This window comes from Rufibacter latericius, assembly GCF_003721515.1.
GTDB lineage: Bacteria > Bacteroidota > Bacteroidia > Cytophagales > Hymenobacteraceae > Nibribacter > Nibribacter latericius.
This window is the reverse complement of the sequence record NZ_RJJD01000004.1, coordinates 311,184-331,512: the sequence shown is the minus strand read 5'-3', so window position 1 is coordinate 331,512 and position 20,329 is coordinate 311,184. Positions and strand designations below refer to the sequence as shown.

10 protein-coding genes are annotated in these 20,329 nt (G+C 47.5%); 5 read left to right on the top strand and 5 right to left on the bottom strand.

Annotated elements, in window-relative coordinates; translation table 11 throughout:
- Nucleotides 1–13: 13 nt before the first annotated feature.
- Both EFB08_RS09270 and EFB08_RS09265 read right to left on the bottom strand, forming a co-directional pair.
- Nucleotides 14–1,555: a RagB/SusD family nutrient uptake outer membrane protein gene (locus EFB08_RS09270; RefSeq protein ID WP_123126660.1), complete on the bottom strand. Its 1,542-nt coding sequence runs from the start codon at nucleotides 1,553–1,555 to the stop codon at nucleotides 14–16.
- A gap of 21 nt (nucleotides 1,556–1,576) precedes the next feature.
- The gene (locus EFB08_RS09265; protein ID WP_123126659.1) at nucleotides 1,577–4,720 is read right to left on the bottom strand and encodes a SusC/RagA family TonB-linked outer membrane protein; all 3,144 of its coding nucleotides are present in this window, start codon (nucleotides 4,718–4,720) and stop codon (nucleotides 1,577–1,579) included.
- Nucleotides 4,721–5,058: 338 nt separating this feature from the next.
- Here EFB08_RS09265 and EFB08_RS09260 point away from each other — a divergent pair, with 338 nt between their 5' ends.
- The 5 genes from EFB08_RS09260 (at nucleotide 5,059) to EFB08_RS09240 (ending at nucleotide 11,918) form a co-directional block, all read left to right on the top strand.
- Nucleotides 5,059–6,105, top strand: a complete 1,047-nt coding sequence (locus tag EFB08_RS09260) for a LacI family DNA-binding transcriptional regulator (RefSeq protein WP_123126658.1) — start codon at nucleotides 5,059–5,061, stop codon at nucleotides 6,103–6,105.
- 102 nt (nucleotides 6,106–6,207) lie between these two features.
- The gene (locus EFB08_RS09255) at nucleotides 6,208–7,845 is read left to right on the top strand and encodes a sodium/sugar symporter (protein ID WP_123126657.1); all 1,638 of its coding nucleotides are present in this window, start codon (nucleotides 6,208–6,210) and stop codon (nucleotides 7,843–7,845) included.
- Between the two features lie 94 nt (nucleotides 7,846–7,939).
- On the top strand, nucleotides 7,940–9,106 hold the full coding sequence (locus EFB08_RS09250) for a galactokinase (RefSeq protein ID WP_123126656.1): 1,167 nt from the start codon (nucleotides 7,940–7,942) through the stop codon (nucleotides 9,104–9,106).
- A gap of 36 nt (nucleotides 9,107–9,142) precedes the next feature.
- Entirely contained in the window at nucleotides 9,143–10,165 is a 1,023-nt protein-coding gene (locus EFB08_RS09245; RefSeq protein WP_123126655.1) for a UDP-glucose--hexose-1-phosphate uridylyltransferase, read from the top strand.
- 385 nt (nucleotides 10,166–10,550) lie between these two features.
- Complete coding sequence (locus EFB08_RS09240) at nucleotides 10,551–11,918, top strand: MBL fold metallo-hydrolase RNA specificity domain-containing protein (protein ID WP_123126654.1); 1,368 nt, start codon at nucleotides 10,551–10,553, stop codon at nucleotides 11,916–11,918.
- A gap of 432 nt (nucleotides 11,919–12,350) precedes the next feature.
- Here the strand turns inward: EFB08_RS09240 and EFB08_RS09235 are convergent, their stop codons facing one another.
- The 3 genes from EFB08_RS09235 to EFB08_RS09225 form a co-directional block, all read right to left on the bottom strand.
- On the bottom strand, nucleotides 12,351–13,892 hold the full coding sequence (locus EFB08_RS09235; protein ID WP_123126653.1) for a SulP family inorganic anion transporter: 1,542 nt from the start codon (nucleotides 13,890–13,892) through the stop codon (nucleotides 12,351–12,353).
- A 422-nt stretch (nucleotides 13,893–14,314) separates the two neighbouring features.
- Complete coding sequence (locus tag EFB08_RS09230) at nucleotides 14,315–16,678, bottom strand: YDG domain-containing protein (protein ID WP_123126652.1); 2,364 nt, start codon at nucleotides 16,676–16,678, stop codon at nucleotides 14,315–14,317.
- A 724-nt stretch (nucleotides 16,679–17,402) separates the two neighbouring features.
- Nucleotides 17,403–19,709, bottom strand: coding sequence for a T9SS type A sorting domain-containing protein (locus tag EFB08_RS09225; protein ID WP_123126651.1), 2,307 nt, complete (start codon nucleotides 19,707–19,709; stop codon nucleotides 17,403–17,405).
- Nucleotides 19,710–20,329 lie beyond the last annotated feature (620 nt).

The window sequence follows — 20,329 nt, the reverse complement described above, 5'->3', positions numbered from 1 at the left end:
GGCCTTAATTCAATTACCAATTGGGGTTTTGCACCAGATTTGGGTTGATGTCTAAGTCTAGTTGCGGGATAGGCAGGAACTCATGTTTTCCTACCTGGAAGTTCGCAAACGCCGGATCTCTCTGGGCTAATTGCGGCCCCAGATCGCCCCAACGAGCCAGGTCATTCCAGCGGTGGCCTTCGCCAGAAAGCTCGGTGATTCGTTCGTGCTTCAGTTGGTTTAGGAACTGGGCCTGGCTTAGGTTAGGCATGGCGGTTGACAGAGGTGCCAAGCCGGCTCTTTGCCTTACGCGGTCTACATACTGGTAAGCGTTGGCCGGACCAGACGTGGCGTTGATCGCTTCGGCATACATCAGGAGCACATCGGCGTACCGGATGAAGCGCCAGTTGTTAGGCGAACGGTAACCTTCCACATTTTTCCAGTGGTCATTCTGGAACTTGCGGAAGAACACCCGGTTTCTGTGCTCTGGGTTGTTGCGATAGCGGTCTGCCATGGTTTGCCCGTAGATCATGGAAAACGCCGGGCCTCTCACATCTGTGGAGTCATACAGGAACGAGGCTTCTAGTCTTGGGTCTCTGGTGCCGGCGGTGGTGGTTTCCTTTAAGAACTCACGGGTGACCCAACGGTGGGCCTCGCCGTCGGTCCAGCCAATGCCGGGAGGGCCGAAGAACTGCGCGATGGAGGTTCCATAATTTAACTGGTCGGTGCGAGGATCGGTGTCATCGTCGTGGTTTTCGGTGGGGTTTTCCGCAAACTGGATCTCAAACACAGACTCCTGGTTATTTTCTCTGGTGATAAGGAAATTATCACGGTAGTTAGGCATAAGGTTATAGATGTTCCGGCCTTCCTCTTCCACCAACCAACGCAAGGGAGGTAATGCTTCGTTGTATTTCCCTTGCTGCATCAGGGCCTTGGCTAAAAGGGCATACGCGGCTCCTTTGGTAGCCCGGCCCAAGTCTGCGCTGGGGTAGGTGGTGGGCAAGGCAGCCGCGGCCTCCGTTAAGTCTTTTACTACCTGAGCCCACACCTCAGCTTGGGGAGCAGTAGCCGGCACATCGGTTAGCTGAGGAGTAGTAAGCATCAATGGCACATTGCCCCATAAACTCGCCAGGTGGTAGTAGTAGAAGCCACGCAAAAACTTTGCTTCCCCTATTAACCTTTGTTTAAGGGTTTCATCCATGGTAATGCTGGGCACATTGTCTAATACCTGGTTGGCCCGGTTAATACCCACGTACATGTCTGACCAAACTTCCCTTACTTCCCCCAGGTTATAATCTGGCTGGATAAACTTATCGGTGGCATTATTCAAATTGCCTGCCGGGCTGTTGCTCAACCCTTCATCTGATCTAATAATAGTCAGGAAAGGAAGCCACCTGGAAGGCCCGGACCGGTGCAAGGTGCTGTAAATTGCATTGACCCCCATTTGAGCATCGTCGCTCGTTTTCCAGAAGAACTCTATGGTGGCTGAATTGGGGTTCTCTATCTCCAGCTCGTCCTGGCAGGAACTTGCCACCAGACTCGCTGCTATCAATGAGCAAAAAAGTATCTTTCTCATTTTTCTAAATTAACCTTTAAACTAAAATCCGAATTGAACACCAAAGGAGAAGATGCGGTTAGATGGCCAGTTACCGGCATCAAATCCCCGCTCCTGAATTCTCAAAGAGCTATTGTTAGGATCCTGATTCCCGACTACGTCTGGGTCTAAACCATCATAATCTGTAATGGTGAGCAGATTCTGTCCACTAATAAATACACGGGCGTTTTGCACGTTGAGACGGCTGCTGAACGTCTGCGGAAGGGCATACCCTACTTCAATATTTCTGAGGCGCACATAAGAACCATTGGAAAGCCAACGGTCACTGCCTAACACATTGTTCTGGGTTAAGGCAGGGTTACCTTCACTCACCCCAATCCTTGGGTCGCTGGTGTTGGTATTGTCTGGTCTCCAGGGATTGACATCGCTGCGGAAGTTGGTATTCTGATAGCTGTCCAAAACTTGCCTTACCCCGTTAAAGAGCTTGTTCCCGAAAATACCCACTAATTGAGCATTGAAGGTTAGGCCCTTATAGGAAGCATTAAATTGTGCACCAGTTTGTAAAGTAGGCCATGGTGACCCCGCGAAGTCTCTGTCTGCATCAGAGATCTGCCCATCTCCATTGATATCTTTAAACCTGATATCGCCTGGCCTGGAGTTTGGCTGAATCACTACTCCGGCCGCATTGGTGTGCGCATTCACCTCTTCCTGAGATTGGAAAATACCGTCGGTTCTGAGCACATACCACTCTCCTATGGACCGCCCCACCTGGGTCCGGGTGATACCCGTCTGGATGTAGTTTCTGCCTTCACCCCGGTTTCCTACGCTTTCCACTTCATTGTTGATAGTTGTGGCATTGGCTGATACATCCCACTTGAAATCACGCTCTGTGCTGCGGTACGTGGCTCCAATCTCAAACCCGGTATTTCTGATAGAACCAGCGTTTACTGCGGGGTTCCCAGCTAAGTTGCCTAGGTAATAGGCCAACGGGAGGTCTACCAACAAGGCGTCTTTAGACAAAGAATTGTAGAAGTTCAATTCCAAGCTTATTCGGTTGTTCAGGAAACTGGCATCTAAACCAATGTTCTTTACAATCCGGTTTTCCCACCTGATATCAGGGTTGGTCAACCTAGCTCGGTACCCGCCGATAACCGGTGTCTGGCCCGTTCCGAAAATGGCTCTAGGCGCCGTGTTGGCAAAGCCCACAAACTCCCAGGAGGTCAGGAAAGGAACAATCCCCAGTTCTCCGTAGGAAGCATTGATCTTCAGGTCATTCACCCAGTCGTTCTGGAAGAATTCTTCCTCGCTTATTCTCCAGGCCGCGGAGAAGGAAGGGAAAAATCCGGTTCTGTAATCCTCGCCAAATCTGGAGTCCTGGTCTACCCTACCGGTAAAGGTGAAGAGATACCGGTCATTGTACACATAGTTGACCCGACCCAGATAGCCATAATTTCTGTACTCAAAGGGTACACCACCACCGGCGCTGGAGGTACCCGTAGCGGCTCCAATGGTGGTGAAGTACTGTCCATCATAAAAGGCCAGGGTGTCTCGGCTGGCTATGGTTTCTTCCCTTGTGACATGCTGCGTGGTGAACCCCACTACACCGTCTATGTGGTGCACACCCAGGTCTTTGTTGAAGTTAACGGTATGGTCAAACTTGGTATTCAAGAACCTTGACCGGTTTTCTCCAATGCTACTGGGCACATCTGGCCGCTGGTACTGGATGCGGCCTATTTTGCGTAGGGTGGTAATATGATCAAAGCTTACTTCAAGGCCGGCGTCAAATTTATAGCTTACCCAATCAGCTAACTTCAGATCCACAAACGCGTTTCCTACCATCTTAGCAAAGTTGCTGTTGCGCTGCCAAAGGTTGCTCACGGCCAGGGCGTTCCATGCATAGGTACGGGCTTCGTTTGTGCCTATTGCCCACCCTTCTGGGTTGTAGATAGGGTCCACAAACTCCGGTCCCTGTATTGGCAGTACCGGAAGCATTTGCGGTAAGTCATAGAACGGGTTTCCTTCGGCGGGAGCATCGTTGTTGGTATTGGTCAGCAACAGGTTTTCGCCAAAGGTTAACCGTCCTTTTTTGCCGCGGGTGTTTACCCTGAAACTCCCTCTGTTGAAATCATAGCCTTTCAAAACCCCTTTATTGGTGAAATAGCTACCAGAAAGCAGGTAGGTACCACTTTCAGAACCTCCTGAAAGGGTTGCATTGTAATCCTGGGTGTTCCCAATTCGCATCACCTCATCTTGCCAGTCTGTATCATGCACCGGATTGACAATACTGGGTGGAACTGGCCTATTCGAGTTCTCGAACTGCTGTCTTTGCAGGGCTGCAAATTCACTGCTGTTCATCATATCCCAGCGTTTTGCGATCTGCTGCACCCCAAAACGAGCGGTGACATTTAACCTGGCGGGCCCTGCCTGTCCTTGTTTGGTAGTGATGATGACCACTCCATTGGCGGCACGAGATCCATAAATAGCAGCAGCGGAGGCATCTTTCAGAATCTGGATAGACTCTATGTCATTGGTGTTAATGGTGGAGTTTGCGTCTGACAGCATGCCGTCAATCACGTACAAAGGGTTGGTATCTGTGAAGCTGGCCGCTCCCCTGATTTCTATCACCGCGGCTTGCCCAGGTGCACCGCTGTTTCTTACCGTAACCCCTGGCGTCAACCCCTGGATGGACTCCGCAACTGAGTTGGCCACTACCCTATTAGATTCCTCTGGATTCACCACAGAAACCGCCCCGGTTAAGTCACGCTTCCTTACCGTTTGGTAACCAATTACCACTACCTCGTTCAAGGTCTGCTCATCTGGCTGCAGGGTAATGTTCAAAGTAGACTGACCCGCAATGGGCACTTCTTGCGAAGTAAAGCCAATGTAGGAAACCACCAAGGTGCCGTTTTCCTGTCCGCTTCCCAGGGAGAGGGAGTAATTCCCCGAGGCATCTGTAGAAACGCCGTTGCTGGTTCCTTTTACAAGCACGGTCACCCCCGCCAAGCCTTCTCCCTGCGCACTGACCACCCTTCCCGAAATGGTTCTTCCCTGCGCATGGGCTTCAAAGGCTAGGGAACTCACCAGCAGACAGAGCGAGAGCAAAAAAAGCCAACGACTGATTTCTCCTCGCCTTTGGCGCTGAGATCCATATCCTGACCCAATTTCTTTTGGTAACTTTTTTTTCATGTGATGAGAGTTAAAAGTTTAAAAGGAATCCACTTCAGATAAAAACCTATATGATTTATGAAAAATAGGCCACAATAAGAATATTATGGATTTTACAAATTAACGTAATCGATTACATCGCATATTTACAAATTGGCAATTTAATATCCTAGCTACTCCTTCTACTAAACACTAATTTATTTAATATTTCTAATCAAAATTGGGACTTTACATATTAATCATTAAAAACCGTAGTGTAAAAAAGACACTTAAATGGCTTTTTCATAAAAACGGGCTCAAATCTCTCCAATGCGGATTTAATAAATATTCGTATATATTTACGCAATCGATTACGTGAAATGAGCCGGACCACCATTCATGATATTGCTAAAGAGCTAAACACCACTGCTGCAACGGTTTCGCGGGCCTTGAACGACCACCCTTCCATCAGCAGTGCTACCAAGGAAAGTGTTCGGCGGGCGGCCCAGAAATTAAACTATCAGCAGAACCGGGCTGCTTCTTCCCTTCGCTCTGGCAAGACATTCGTGATTGGGGTGATTATTCCCAGCGCAGAAATAAGCTTTTTCGGATCAGTGATTCATGGAATTGAGAAAGTGGCAAAAAGCCGGGGCTACAATGTGCTTTTATTCCAGACTAATGAGTCCTATGAAGACGAGGCCCAGGGAATAAGGACGTTGCTGCAGTCTAATGTGGACGGCATCATTGCCTCCATCTCCAAGGAAACCACTCGGTATGACCATTTCCTGGAAGTCAAAAAGCGAAAAATCCCACTTATTTTATTTGACAGAGCCATAGATGAGCTAGATGTACCGGCCGTGGTCATAGATGATTACAAAGGCGCCTATCTTGCTACGGAGCACCTGATTCAACAGGGATTTCAGCGTATTGCCCACATCTCGGGACCGCAGCACATCCAGATTTTTCACGAGCGCCTGCGGGGGTATGTAGATGCCCTGAAAGCCCATCACCACAAAGTGGACGGTGACCTGATCATGTACGGGAAAGTCTCTATTGATTCGGGGCGAATTTGCACAGAACAGCTCCTAAACTTACCCCAGCGCCCAGATGCCATATTTGCGGTAGAGGATTTTACCGCTCTGGGAGCGCTGCAGGCCATCAAGGAAACCCCCTGGAACAAACCCGGCCAGATTGGTTTGGTAGGGTTTGCCAACGAGGCGTTCAGTGCGTACATCACCCCGGGGTTAACCACCGTTGACCAGCAAACTGCTCTTATGGGACAGGAGGCCGCCAACATATTCATGAGCCTGCGCCAGGAAGAAGAGAACCCTCCCGAGTTTCCCCAGAAAATCGTACTGGACCCCGTTTTGATTGTGCGTCAGTCCTCCCTGCGCAGGAAAAGCCAAAGCAATCACGGTGGGAAATAGCAAAATGTTATATTTGGATTTCAATAGATACTATTTAAACGATAACTTCACCAAACCAACCATTCACTTCAACTAACAAGCAACTCTCACACACTCCACCTTATGGGCTTACAAACCATTGATTACATTGTTTTCCTGGTCTACTTCTTCATCGTCTCGGGGTATGGCTACTGGATCTATCGGCAGAAAAAAGACGAAAAAATGGATTCCAAGGACTACTTCCTGGCCGAAGGATCCCTTACTTGGTGGGCTATCGGGGCTTCCCTGATCGCTTCCAACATCTCGGCAGAGCAGTTTATCGGGATGTCCGGTTCCGGTTTCGCCATGGGGCTTGCCATCTCCACCTATGAATGGATGGCCGCCGCTACCCTGATTGTAGTGGCCGTGTTCTTCATTCCTATCTACCTCAAGAACAAGATCTACACCATGCCCCAGTTTCTCTCGCACCGGTACAACGATGCGGTGAGTACCATTATGGCGGTTTTCTGGCTGTTGGTGTACGTGTTTGTGAACCTTTCTTCTATCCTGTACCTGGGGGCGTTGGCCATTGAAACCATCACCGGCATTGACTTCTACTACTGTATGTATGGTTGCGCCATCTTCGCGATCTTCATCACCCTGGGTGGTATGAAAGTGATTGGGTACACAGACGTTATTCAGGTGTTTGTATTGGTACTGGGTGGTCTGGCTACTACCTACCTTGCTTTAGACCTGGTTTCTGATCAATTGGGCGGAACTGGCGCTTGGGATGGTTTAGGATTCCTGCGCAAAGAAGCGGCTGACCACTTCAGTATGATCCTTTCTGAGGGTGAGATCATGATCCCGAACGGTGAGGGTGGAACCCGCGATGCCTACATGGACTTACCTGGTCTTTCTGTCCTGATTGGCGGTATGTGGATTGTGAACCTGAACTACTGGGGTTGTAACCAGTACATCACGCAGCGCGCTTTGGGTGCTGACCTGAACACCGCCCGTAGCGGTCTTTTGTTTGCGGCATTCCTGAAACTGATGATGCCGGTGATTGTGGTATTGCCAGGTATTGCGGCGTACGTACTGCACAAAAACGGTTTGTTCCAGGCCGAGATGGCCAACGAGTTAGGTCACGTAAAGCCAGACCACGCCTACCCCGTGTTGCTGAACCTGTTGCCTGTTGGATTGAAAGGCTTGTCTTTTGCGGCTCTTACCGCAGCTATTGTGGCTTCCTTGGCCGGTAAAGCAAACAGTATCTCTACCATCTTTACCCTGGACATCTACCGCAAGTTCTTCAACAAGAACGCCTCTGAGTCTAGACTGGTAGGTTTCGGTAAAATAACCGTAGTGGTTTCCTTTATCATCGCCATTTTGGTAGCTCCTATCCTTCGTAACCTAGACCAGGCGTTCCAGTACATTCAGGAGTACACCGGCTTTATCTCTCCGGGTGTATTTGCCATCTTCGCCCTGGGCTTCTTCTGGAAACGCACCACTTCAGCAGCGGCTTTAACCGCGGCAGTGTTGACTATCCCGCTTTCCACCTTCCTTAAGTTCCAGTTCGCGGAAATTCCGTTCCTGGACCGGATGGGCATTGTATTCGTGGTTTGTGTGATCTTGATGGTTCTCATCACCTTACTGGATCCTAAAAGCAAGCACAACCCCAAAGGACTGGAGATTGATTCTTCCATGTTCAAGACCACCACTACCTTTGCGGTATTATCGGTTCTTATCTGCGGTATTTTAGCAGCGCTTTACATCATCTTCTGGTAAAAGGCACCTAAATCAAAAGACTTTTTAATACGTTAACCCCTGAAGGCACAGCATTTACCAAAGTGTTGTGCCTTCAGTTCTTAAAACAGAAACTATGGTAGAAGACATTGTAGCTAGATTCAGGGAGTTATATAAAACCGAACCGGTTGTGGCGCGGTCCCCCGGCCGGGTGAACCTCATTGGCGAGCACACCGATTACAACGAAGGCTTTGTGCTGCCGGCGGCCATCAACAAGGAAATCTATTTCGCTATTGCGCCAAACGGCACCCAAACCATGCGGGCCCACGCCTTTGACTTGGAGGAAAGCGCTGAGTTTGACCTCACCCAGGTACAGCGCTCTGACATTGGCTGGGCCAATTACCTGCTGGGGGTGGTAGCACAGTTGCAGAAAGCGAATTACGAGGTAAAAGGCTTTGACCTGGTGTTTGGGGGTAACATTCCCATTGGGGCCGGACTTTCTTCCTCGGCGGCGGTGGAATGCGGTTTGGCTTATGCCCTGAACTATCTGTATGGCTACGGCATTGAGCGGTTTGACATGGTAAAAATGGCCCAGAAGGCCGAGCATGAGTACGCGCTGGTGATGTGTGGCATCATGGACCAGTTCGCCAGCATGTTCGGGAAGCACAACCATGTGGTGAAGTTGGACTGCCGCTCCCTGGAGTACCAGTACTATCCGTTCAACATTGACGATTACCGTATCGTGCTCTGCGATACGCAGGTGAAGCACTCCCTGGCCTCCAGTGAGTACAATACCCGTCGGCAGGAGTGTGAAACCGGGGTGGCCTTACTGCAGAAACACTACCCTGAAATCCATAGCCTGCGCGATGTTACCCCCGAGATGCTGACGCAGCACCAGACCGAGTTTGACCCTGTGGTGTACCGCCGCTGCACCTACGTGGTGCAGGAAAACCTAAGGGTGGAGGAAGCTTGCCAAGACCTGGAACGCGGTGACCTGGAAGCCTTCGGGCAGAAGATGTTCGCCTCACACCAAGGTTTGCAGCATGACTACGAGGTGAGTTGCCCCGAGTTGGATTTCCTGGCCGATAAAGCCAAAGAATCTGATGCGGTGCTGGGTGCCCGCATGATGGGCGGCGGCTTCGGAGGCTGTACCATCAACCTGGTGCGCCTGGACAAAATAGACGAGTTCACCCGCCAGATGACCGAGGCCTACCAGCAGGAATACAACATCACCCTGAAAACCTACGTGGCCGAGATCGTGGACGGAAGCAGCCTGGTTCCGATTGATTTTTCCAAAAGATAGACCTGCAACCCACCCTCATTCCTTACAGAAGAAACTATGAATACATTCGATATCACCGAGCACTCGCACCGCCGCTTCAACCCGCTACTGGGGAAGTGGGTGCTGGTCTCGCCGCACCGCTCCAAGCGCCCTTGGCAGGGACAGCAGGAGTCTACCGAGAAAGACACCCGTCCGCAGTTTGATCCCACCTGCTACCTGTGCCCGGGCAACGTGCGCGCCAACGGCGAGGCGAACCCAGCCTACCCCTCCACCTTTGTGTTCACCAACGACTTCGCCGCCCTACAGGCCGAGAGCCCCTCGGGTTCCCTTTCCTCGGGCTTACTGCGGGCCGAGAGCGAGCGCGGCATCTGCAAGGTCATCTGCTTCTCGCCCCGCCATGACCTGACCTTGTCTGATATGGAGACCACTGAGATCAAGAAAGTGGTGGACCTGTGGCAGGCACAGTACCTGGAACTTGGTGCCCTGGACTACATCTCCTACGTGCAGATTTTCGAGAACAAGGGCAGCGTGATGGGCAGCAGCAACCCACACCCGCACGGCCAAATCTGGGCGCAGAGTTCGGTGCCCGGCGACCCGGCCAAGGAAACAGAGCAACAGGAAGCTTACTTCGCTGAGCACGGCCGCAGCCTTCTCTCTGATTACCTAGCCCAGGAATTGGAGGAGAACACCCGAATTGTAATTAAGAACGAGCACTTCGTGGCACTGGTGCCCTTCTGGGCCGTGTGGCCCTTCGAGACCATCGTCCTCCCGCGTCGGCACTTCGGGCACCTGGGCCAGATTTCCGAAGAGGAGAAACTGGGCTACGCCAATGTCATGAAACGCCTCTCTAGCGTTTACGATAAACTCTTCCAGACCTCCTTCCCGTACTCGGCCGGAATCCACCAGGCACCCACCGACGGGAAAGACTATCCCGGCTGGCACCTGCACATGCACTTCTACCCACCGCTGCTTAGATCGGCTTCGGTGAAGAAGTTCATGGTGGGCTACGAGCTCATGGCAGATCCTCAGCGCGACATCACTCCAGAGAGCGCGGCCGAACGATTGAGAGCATTGCTATAATTTCGGTTTTACGCCTGTTTCTGGAAAATCAGGCTTAAAATACATTTCCAATAAAAAGCAGAAGCACCTGGCGATCATCGTTCAGGTGCTTCTGCTTTTCTGTTTAAGGGGAAATTGCACATGAAGAAAGGGCAACCACAAGGGATTGCCCCTACGTTAATTTGCGAAGGAAGCTTTCAACGCTAGCGCGAGCTTACAACTCGTGACCGCAGGTGTTCCTGATCAAAAGCCCTCCTGCTTCTCCTCCCTTTGTCATCCTACTTGCATCAAGTAAATTTGGCATCTTTTACAGCTCGTTTTCCAGAAATCTGCCTCAAAACAGCATTTTTCGCATCTGAATAGACTGCTGCCCGTACAACTCCCACCTATTCAGACTTACTTTTCTATGACGATATCTTTTTACGGGGCGGCGCAGACCGTGACTGGCAGCAAACACCTCATTACTTTAGAGAACGGGAAACGCATTTTGCTGGACTGTGGCATGACCCAGGGCATGGGCGACAAAACCGAGGAACGGAACCGCTCCTTTGACTTCGAGCCCGAAAATCTGACTTGCCTCATTCTCTCGCACGCGCACATTGACCATTCCGGGCTCATTCCGTTGTTGGTGCACGAGGGCTACAGCGGCCCTATCTATTGCACCCCACCTACCCTGGAACTCTGCCAGCTCCTCCTCCGCGACAGTGCCCGCATTCAGAGTAGCAACGGGAATGGCAGCACCGCCCCGCTCTACTCAGAGGAAGATGCCGAGCAGGCCCTGCAGCAGTTTGTGACCGTTCCCTATGACGAGCCCTACCAGATAGACGAAGACATCGAACTGCTTTTCACCGATACCGGTCACGTGTTGGGCAGCGCCGCCATCAACCTGAAACTGCAGGACGAAGGACGGAAACGCACTCTTTGCTTCAGCGGGGACATCGGGCGGTTTGCCAACCGGATTCTGAATCCGCCGCAGGCGTTTCCGCAGGCCGAGATCATCATCTGTGAGTCTACGTACGGCAACCGCGTGCATGACAGTCTGGAGAACACCGAGGAACGTCTGCAGAAGATTGTGCAGGAAGTCTGCGTGGTGCGGCAAGGCAAACTGCTCATTCCGGCGTTCAGCATCGGGCGTACGCAGGAACTCATTTACTCGCTGAACTACCTGGCCGAGGAAGGTCGCCTGCCGGATGTGAAGGTGTTTGTGGACAGTCCGCTCTCAGTCTACGCCACGGACATTATGCGCGAAAATCCGCAGTACTTCCGGGATTCTATGCAGGAGTACCTTAAGGATGACCCAGATCCGTTCGGGTTCCCGCAGCTCACCTACATCACCGAGGTGGATGACTCCAAAGAGTTGAACAAGATAGACGAACCTTGCGTGATCATCTCCTCCTCGGGCATGATGGAGGCCGGCCGCATCCAGCACCACCTGAAAACCAACCTCTCCGATCCTAACAGCGCGGTGCTCATTACCGGCTACTGCGAGCCTTCCACTCTGGGCGGCAAATTGATGAACGGTGCCGAGAAAGTCTACATCATGGGCGATGAGGTGGAGGTGAAAGCTGAGATGCTGATCATGAAGGAATACAGCGCCCACGCTGACTACGGTGACATCGCCAAGTTCCTGCACTGCCAGGACAAAGAGAAAATCCAGCGGATTTTCCTGGTGCACGGCGAAAAATCAGTGATGGGCCAGCTAAAGGATGACTTATCAGAACTGGGCTACCAGAACATCGAGATTCCGGAGTTCCGGTTATCTTACGTGGTGTAAGTTTCGCTTAATTTCAGCAAGAAGGCGTTTCGGGGCAGATTTGTCATTATCTGCCCCGAAACGCCTTATTGCTTTTGGCTTCCCACTATTGTTTAGTGCCTTCTGCTGGCGCGGGCCTCTACCTCGTGACCGCACGCATTCCAGCGCATGCCTGCTTCTCGCTTTCAGTAATGAGATACCATACTCCTCTCTCCCATTTTGTTCTCTTGGAAAGATCTTATGGGCGAACAAGACAGGCTTTGTCGTAAGCGCTACTGCCGTTCGCCCACATGGTCCTTTCAGGATGACAATGAGGAGAGGGTTAGGAGAGCGATTCACAAATGCGCGCAGACACGAGCCGGAAGCTCGCGCCAGCGGAATCTTCCCTACAAAAGGAGAGTTCCAAGCTTATTTTCTCGAAAACAGGCTTAAAACACAACTTACTCCTACTGCCTAGCTCAGCTTATCAGTTACAATAGCATAATGCGGGTCTTCCAAGATGTTGACGTCAATCACGGCATCAGCGTTTTTGAGCAGTTGGCGGCAATCAGGGCTTAGGTGCCGCAGATGTAGTTTCTTACCCGCCTTGTGGTAGCGCTCGGTCAGTTTGTTCAGCGCCTCAATGCCCGACATATCGGCTACGCGACTGTCTTTGAAATCAATGATTACCTTCTCAGGATCACCAGCTACATCGAACTTTTCGGTGAACGCCGCCACAGATCCGAAGAACAAAGGCCCGTATAGTTCATAGTGCTTGGCTCCGGTTTCATCTACATACTTTCTAGCCCTAATGCGCTTGGCGCTCTCCCAGGCAAACACCAGCGCCGAGATAATCACCCCGATGAGCACCGCCAAGGCCAAATTGTGCAGCCAGATGGTGATCACGGCCACCAGAATGCCCACAAACACATCATGCCGGGGCATTTTGTTGATGATCCTAAAGCTGATCCACTCAAACGTACCGATCGCGACCATCACCATCACCCCTACCAGCGCTGCCATAGGTACCCGTTCAATAAAGGGAGCCCCTACCAGGATGATCACCAGAATGGTCACCGAGGAGATAATCCCTGCCAGCCGGGCCCTCGCACCAGCCGATAGATTCACCAGCGTCTGCGCGATCATGGCACAACCGCCCATTCCAAAGAAAAATCCGTTTAGAAGGTTCGCGCTGCCTTGCGCCACACACTCTCGGTTTCCGTTCCCGCGGGTTCCGGTGATTTCGTCCACCAGGTTCAGGGTGAGCAGGCTCTCGGTCAGGCCTACCCCAGCCATAATGAGGGCATAAGGAAAAATGATTTGCAGGGTTTCCAGGGTAAACGGCAGTTGAGGCACATGGAACGGAGGCAACGCCCCGCTCACTGAGGCAATGTCTTTCACCATCTTCGTATCGATGCCAAAGCCCATCACCACTCCAAACACCACCAAAATGGCTACCAGTGAAGGGGGCACGGCCTTGGTGATTCTCGGTAACAGGAGAATGATGCCGATGGTTAGCGCCACTAGACCAGCCATGGTATACAAAGCACTTCCAGATAGCCAGGCAGTCTCTCCGTTCACCCCCGTCTTAAATTGCTCTACCTGAGACATGAAGATGATCACCGCCAGCCCATTCACAAACCCGAACATCACCGGCTGCGGCACCAACCTTATAAACTTCCCCAGTTTCAACAACCCTACCATGATTTGCAGGATACCGGCCTGCGCTACCGCCGCAAACACGTACTCCAGCCCATGTGACTGCATCAAGGCGATCAAAACCACTGCCGTCGCCCCGGCCCCGCCAGACACCATGCCCGGCCGTCCTCCGAAGATAGCGGTCACCAGCCCCATGATAAAGGCCCCGTACAACCCCACCAGCGGCGGAAATCCCGCTAAAATGGCAAAGGAAAGTGATTCCGGGATCATCGTCATGGCTACGGTGAGCCCGGCCAATACTTCTTTTTTATAGTCTACTTTTTGGCTGAAATCAAACAAGGATAAGGAAAGCTTCATTCTTAGGTATTCACAGATGTAAAAACACGTCACCCTTGCGCTACAGACCCAAAATTAGTTGGACGCAAAGAGGCCGTATGTAGTATTGGTAATGATTGGAAAGGACTAGGAGATATGCCCTAGGGAGAATAGATACTTCTGAAGGTGGAAAATCAAGGTGGAGTGAGCCTTTTAAACACAAACATATTTGCCATAACCACAGCAAAAGTACTACTTTTTCCCTTCCCGGCTTTTACGCAGAAAGAAAACCAACCGGCTACGTTCACTTTGCGCTCTTTAATCTATGCTTTGGTCCTGCTTTCTGAAAAAAAGCCTCGAAATCTTTTTTAGCATCAATGCTTCCTATTCAGAATAACAATACAAAGCAAAAGGCCACCTCTATAGAGGTGGCCTTTTGCTTTGTATTCGACTAAACTGCTTACTTATTGCTTCACGATGCGGGTGGTAGATTTACCTGTGCTGGTCTGAACCTGCAGGTAATAAACCCCAGGAGTGTGATTTGCCAGATCAAGAGTAATAGGCTTTCCTGCTTCTACTTGTACTTGAGTTCTTGAAACAACTTTTCCGCTGCTATGAACTAGGATAACGGCAGCTTGGCCATTGACTTCCATAGACCTTACGTACACCTTACCCAGAGTTGGATTAGGATAAGCCTCTAAAGAAACCTGATCTGCTGCTTTCTCTGATGCTTTCACCGCAATCACTTTAGAGTACTCGAATTTGCTGTCAAAGTCTACCTGTTTCAGTCGGTAATAGACAGTACCCGCCGGAGCAGAAGCATCGGTGAAACTATATTCCTGCACCACGTTGGTAGTACCATTGCCCTCTACTTTACCGATGGTTCCAAAAGATTTTCCGTCTTGGCTTCGCTCAACCTGGAAGAAGTCATTGTCTTTCTCTGAGGCCGTAGCCCAAGAAAGAAGGACAGAAGCGTTTGACGTTTGTTTTCCGGTAAAAGACACAAGAACTACCGGCAATGGGCCAGTAATGGAAGCAGTAGTTTGAATTAAAGGGTCTAAGATGTAATTAGGTGCATCATTGCCTGCAAGTGTTGCGCCAGTTAAGGTAACAGTTTGCTCTCCTGCCGCTGAAGTTGCAAAAGTTGCCGTACCACCAACAAGATATACATCATCTGTTACAATGTGCCCTATCAATTGACGTGAATTCTCTACCACTGTGGCGGTATTTGTTCCATCTGCAATCTTATCCTCTGCCTTGAATGTGCCTTTAATTTCAAGTTCTGTAATATTAGCAACCTGATTAACGGGTTGAGCAATGTCATAATTACGAGCATCAATACCGGAAATTGTGTATCCAGCAACAGTGACAGGTTTATTATTACCAACATTTTTATTTAAAAATGTTGCTACAACAGCATTAGTGTTTAAGGTAACTTCATCTTCCCCTAAGACACCACTTCTAACAGATGGAGCCCCTCCTGGGTTGGCAACGATTGTTCCATCGTACACCTTATTATCTATAGTTACACCTGTTACCGGGAGAGACCTGACACGTATTTCAGCAAATGCCTCAGCTGTGGTATTGACAAGTGTATAGTTACCTGCATCTGCTCCATCAATGGTGATGCCGGTAACTGTAATACGCTTATTAGGTCCAACATTTTTATCTACAAAAGTAGCCGTAGTAAAAGCAGGCTGTACTATGTCTGAGATAATTTTATCTGATGTATACGTAACTGTTGCATCAGTATTAGCATTATACACTTTGTCTACACCAACTGCCGCTACATTTAATGGTCTATGAGTAATAGCAGCAGTAAGTCCCGTAGGTTGATCAATGAAATAATTAAATGCCCTTGGGCCAGTCAACACACTTTCAGATGTGACAGCAATATTTGACCCAACTACTACATCGGCAAAAACTCCTAGGCCGCTAAGGCTAACGTTACCTTCATCACCAGATTCGATACCATCCAAAGAGCCAGTGATGGTAGTAGCTGCTGTTTTATCATATGTTTTGCTGGCTGCTACCGCGTTTATGATTGTTAACTTTTTTTGCCTTATAGTTAGGATTACTGGCGTTCTGGCACTGGCACATCCATTAGAATTTTCCGTCTCTGCATAGTAAGTATATGTCCCGAAATCAACTGGAGTGGTTGGCGTATACGAAAGACCTGTCGTAATTGATGTACCACCAGTTGAGGTAGTATACCATTTAACGATTTGACCTGAAGGAACTGTTACACTTAAAGTTCTATCTGGTTCATCATCACCATATGTAAAGGATTTATTAACTGGGTTTAATGGGGCATTAGCAGGAGGATTTACAGTAAAAGATGCTGCCGAAAAAGCAATTCTATTACCTGCCTCTACTCTAATGAATCTTCCACCCCCAATTGAGGCACTTGTTAAAATAAATGTGCGAGTTCCAGCATTATTAGAGGCATTGGTAGTTGTGATTGTTCCCAACCTCTCTACAAATTGACGCTGAGGATTTTGAGAATTCCCGCTATAAACTTCAACTGTGTGAACCCTTTCACCGCTTTGGGCATTGGTTATACTGACTGTGATTGAACTACCAACACAGAAGGAGCCTGCGGGAGTAAAAGTTACATTTTGTGCTTTAACAAAAGAAGTGCCAACAAGTGACAAGAATGTTATAAGTAGCACTACTAATGAAATCTTCTTATAAAAAGAATTTTTAATAAAAATATTTTCGCATAAAATCCTACTGATTACACGAAGATTACTGGAATAAACTACCTCCTTTTCTGAGAAGCATTTAGAACCCAAACCACCTTCATTAAATAAGTATACATTCTTCATAACAAATTTTTATAAAACTTTTATTTATTAAACAGTACCTACATTTTCTTGTACTTATTACACAAATTTGAACAAAATAATTCATCAAATCCAGCTATCTCGCTTATGCATTCATGATACAAGAAGTTAGCAATAAATGAATTAAAGTTTAATTTATATATATATTATCCAATTTTGATTTACAATTTTCTTTATTTTATTGATAGAAGAAAGGTTTTACCTTTAGAATTGTTCTATAAAAGAAGCCACATACCTCTAGAAGATAGTAGTAAGAAGCAAAAGAAACTTCTTTAAATTTTCATATATATTTAATAAGATTATTTAAAAATTTATACAACACCTTTCTCCAAAGTGAGTAAGTCATCCACAAGTTTGAAAGTACATCAATAAGCCTTTTGCTTACATCTCCGCAAGCCTAATCCTAGCTTTGCCGGGAACTTGCCTCTTAATGCTCCTATTATCATATGAAATTTGAAGCTTTTTACTTAATAAATGTTGGGAGCCAGGGTACCTCCAAGATGGAATATGGCTCGAAGCAGAGATGGACTAGAAGAACTTACCAGAACTGGCAAAATGCTTTTCAAGTTAATTGGACCTGTCATACAGTTGCTTTCTCCACTTCAGAAAAAAGAATTTCACGCCTATGCTACTTCTTTGCTAAAAAAGAAAAGAGACTGCCTCTTGAGTAGGCAGTCTCCTTCTGAATTTGAAATTAGAATAAGAATCAATGCTTGACCACTCTAATAACCTCCGTTCCAGTTTCATTTTCCAGACGTAACGTGTAAAAACCACTCACCTGGCTACTCAGGTCCAAAAGCAAAGCTCGTCCTCCAGCAACCTGCAACTTCTGCTGCAGCACCGTTTTGCCATTGCTATTATAGACTGTGAGGGTTCCTTGCCCACTCGATTTTGAGGAAGTCACGTACACCTTGTCTGAAGTTGGGTTAGGGTAAGCCTCAAGCGAAGCCTGGCTTGTCGCCCTTCCGGCTGCTTTCACCGCAATCACTTTGGAGTACTCGAACTTGCCGTCAAAGTCCACCTGCTTCAAGCGATAGTAGACGGTACCGGCCGGGGCTGCGGCATCAGTAAAGCTATATTCCTGCGCCACGTTGGTTGTCCCGTTACCCTTTACTTGCCCAAGGCTCCGGAAAGATTTTCCGTCTTGGCTGAGCTCTACCTTGAAGTAGTCATTATCCTTCTCAGATGCGGTGGACCAAGCCAAATTCACCACATTCCCAGATCTACTGCCTGTGAAAGTTGTAAGTTCAACTGGAAGAACTCCGGGAGTAGAGGCTAAAGCAGTAGAATAAACAGCAAATACCGAAAGGGAGGACAAACCAGGCCTTTCAACAGAGAAGATACTGTTTACAGCAACTGGCTTAGGAATTGTTGGGCCATGACTCCAATAAGCCAGATTCACATATTGTCCCAAATGTATGTTAGGTTCAGAGCCAAACCCTAATGCAGCATCTGTTGATGTCCAGTAAAGGGCAACCTTCATTTCATTTTCCGCAGAATCTGTTAGATTTTCCTCCTCAACAAACCAAGTTTTATTGACTGCCTTAGAATCAAATTTAACTCCTGAGGGATTCCCACTTGCATCATAATGGCTCCATAATTCATTTATAGTACGAACTTTAAAATAATCCTCATTCCCGTTTATAAGAGTTAACCTTACAGGAGAAATAGTAGTAACACCAATTGGAATCATGGAACTTCCTCCCGCTGTCAATTTCATTCTTACAGAACCTTTTCCGGTGGTTTTGATGAAGCTGTTTGAATCATAAATAAAATTTGGGTCAACTACTGTTAAATTGTGGCTTTTTAAATCTAACTTACCTCTATTTATTAAAGAAAGAGTTCCTTTTACAGTTACCTCTCTCCCTATTTCCCTATTCACCCCATCCTCATTCCTTCCATCAATAATCAAATTCTCAAATTCCCCAAACTCGTTCCCTGCTGTCTTTAACCCATTATAAACAATAGTACTACTTGGACTGAGAGTGCCAAAGGTGGGCAAAGTACCTGTATTGATTATTAACTTAGCTGTTCCCTCTAAATCTATAGACCCAGTCAAAACTCCATTTAAAGTGAGTGTCTTTCCTGTCTCAACTATAATTTTGGAGCCTTCTCCACTTACAGTTAAAGGGCCTTCTAGAGATATATCATGCTGTACAATAAACCTCTGCCAATTACTAGTAAAATCTGAAGATGTTTGTCCAGTACCATTTCTATTTATGGCCCAAGTAGTTACATCTCCTTCAGTAAAAGAAACCAATGGTTTATTATAGAAATTTCTTACTGGAATAATCTTAACATTATCTATTGCTAAATCATCTTCGGATCCTGAACTACCGTTTGTATGGGAGTCTACAAAGCGGATAAAGATTTCTTCTTGATCTGCTAGCGAAATATTAGATATAAGAGTTTTGTGATTTACTGGTGCAACTAGTCCAGCGGTAGTACCTGGCAATGCATTATTAGTAAAAAGTTTTCCATTTTCAATTTGGGTCCAGCCGGTAGTACCGGTAAAAGTACCTTCCACTCCACTTGCCCCCTTCCTATAGGACATTACCATTCCATTCGGTGTGTCCCCCGTTCCATTGTAAATAGTTTTAAGATCAAACTCAATATTGATTTGATTTAAGTCCTTACCCGTCGTATTCCTTAGCCGCAGAATTGCATATACAGGTCTGTTATTTTTATTCACTCTAAATCCAATTGATCTGTCTTGACTCGCTGGGGAACTACCAAAGTTTACCATAAACAATTGTTCGGGTCCATTTAATTTATCAGTGGTTGGGCCAAGCACCTTCATAGTAGTGAGTGCATTATTTGTCACAATTCGGGTGTACCAACCTAACACATGATTAGTATTATTATCTGCCCAACTAGTATTGTTGCCTATTCCATCAAAATTTTCAGAATAACCCGTTGATGTCAAAAGCGCCTGTGCATTCGCAGCCATTTGAATGGCGAGCAAACATAGCATCAAACAAAAAACTTTGGAATTATCGTACAGTTTTTTCATATAAAAATCATATTATTATACTTAAAATAAAATGCAACCAATAACACATTGTATTAAGTACACAAATTTGATCAAAAAAATTCATCTATTCCATAGATGTTCTTTATGATAAACTGGGCTACAAAAATCGATTTAGATTTAATTAAGTTAACTTAATATTATAAAATTTATATAAAATTATATACTTTTAAAGGCTTAATGGCTAACAAAAGGCACAACATCTAAAATTGTTTTATTTAAAAAGATTCCTTAATTGTTTCAGTTACTGAGGCAAACCCCAAATATATCTTTGTATATTTATAGTAATTTCAATAGTTTATTGAAAAAATCATATAACAAATTTCAACAAAGGCAGTACTTTACCTTCAAACATAAACCTTAAGGGAGCATGCGTTCAGCTTTGTTGGATGTTTATAGCAAGCCCAAACTAAACTTGAGCTGGAAGCCAGCTTTTAGAAAGTGATTTTATAATATAGCATCTGCTTCTAAGCAATTAAGGAATGCTAAAGGCCAAGACGCAACTTAAAGATGAAAACAGGAAGGAGGCAGAGAGAAGGACTATAAGAGACCAGACAAAATCTTTGAAAAAGCAACTCAGTCTATTATCTAACCGTTTTCTG

Coding starts and splice junctions, on each gene's coding strand:
- EFB08_RS09270 (WP_123126660.1), bottom strand. CDS start 1,555: ATGAGAAAGATACTTTTTTGCTCATTGATAGCAGCGAGTCTGGTGGCA.
- EFB08_RS09265 (WP_123126659.1), bottom strand. CDS start 4,720: ATGAAAAAAAAGTTACCAAAAGAAATTGGGTCAGGATATGGATCTCAG.
- EFB08_RS09260 (WP_123126658.1), top strand. CDS start 5,059: ATGAGCCGGACCACCATTCATGATATTGCTAAAGAGCTAAACACCACT.
- EFB08_RS09255 (WP_123126657.1), top strand. CDS start 6,208: ATGGGCTTACAAACCATTGATTACATTGTTTTCCTGGTCTACTTCTTC.
- EFB08_RS09250 (WP_123126656.1), top strand. CDS start 7,940: ATGGTAGAAGACATTGTAGCTAGATTCAGGGAGTTATATAAAACCGAA.
- EFB08_RS09245 (WP_123126655.1), top strand. CDS start 9,143: ATGAATACATTCGATATCACCGAGCACTCGCACCGCCGCTTCAACCCG.
- EFB08_RS09240 (WP_123126654.1), top strand. CDS start 10,551: ATGACGATATCTTTTTACGGGGCGGCGCAGACCGTGACTGGCAGCAAA.
- EFB08_RS09235 (WP_123126653.1), bottom strand. CDS start 13,892: ATGAAGCTTTCCTTATCCTTGTTTGATTTCAGCCAAAAAGTAGACTAT.
- EFB08_RS09230 (WP_123126652.1), bottom strand. CDS start 16,678: ATGAAGAATGTATACTTATTTAATGAAGGTGGTTTGGGTTCTAAATGC.
- EFB08_RS09225 (WP_123126651.1), bottom strand. CDS start 19,709: ATGAAAAAACTGTACGATAATTCCAAAGTTTTTTGTTTGATGCTATGT.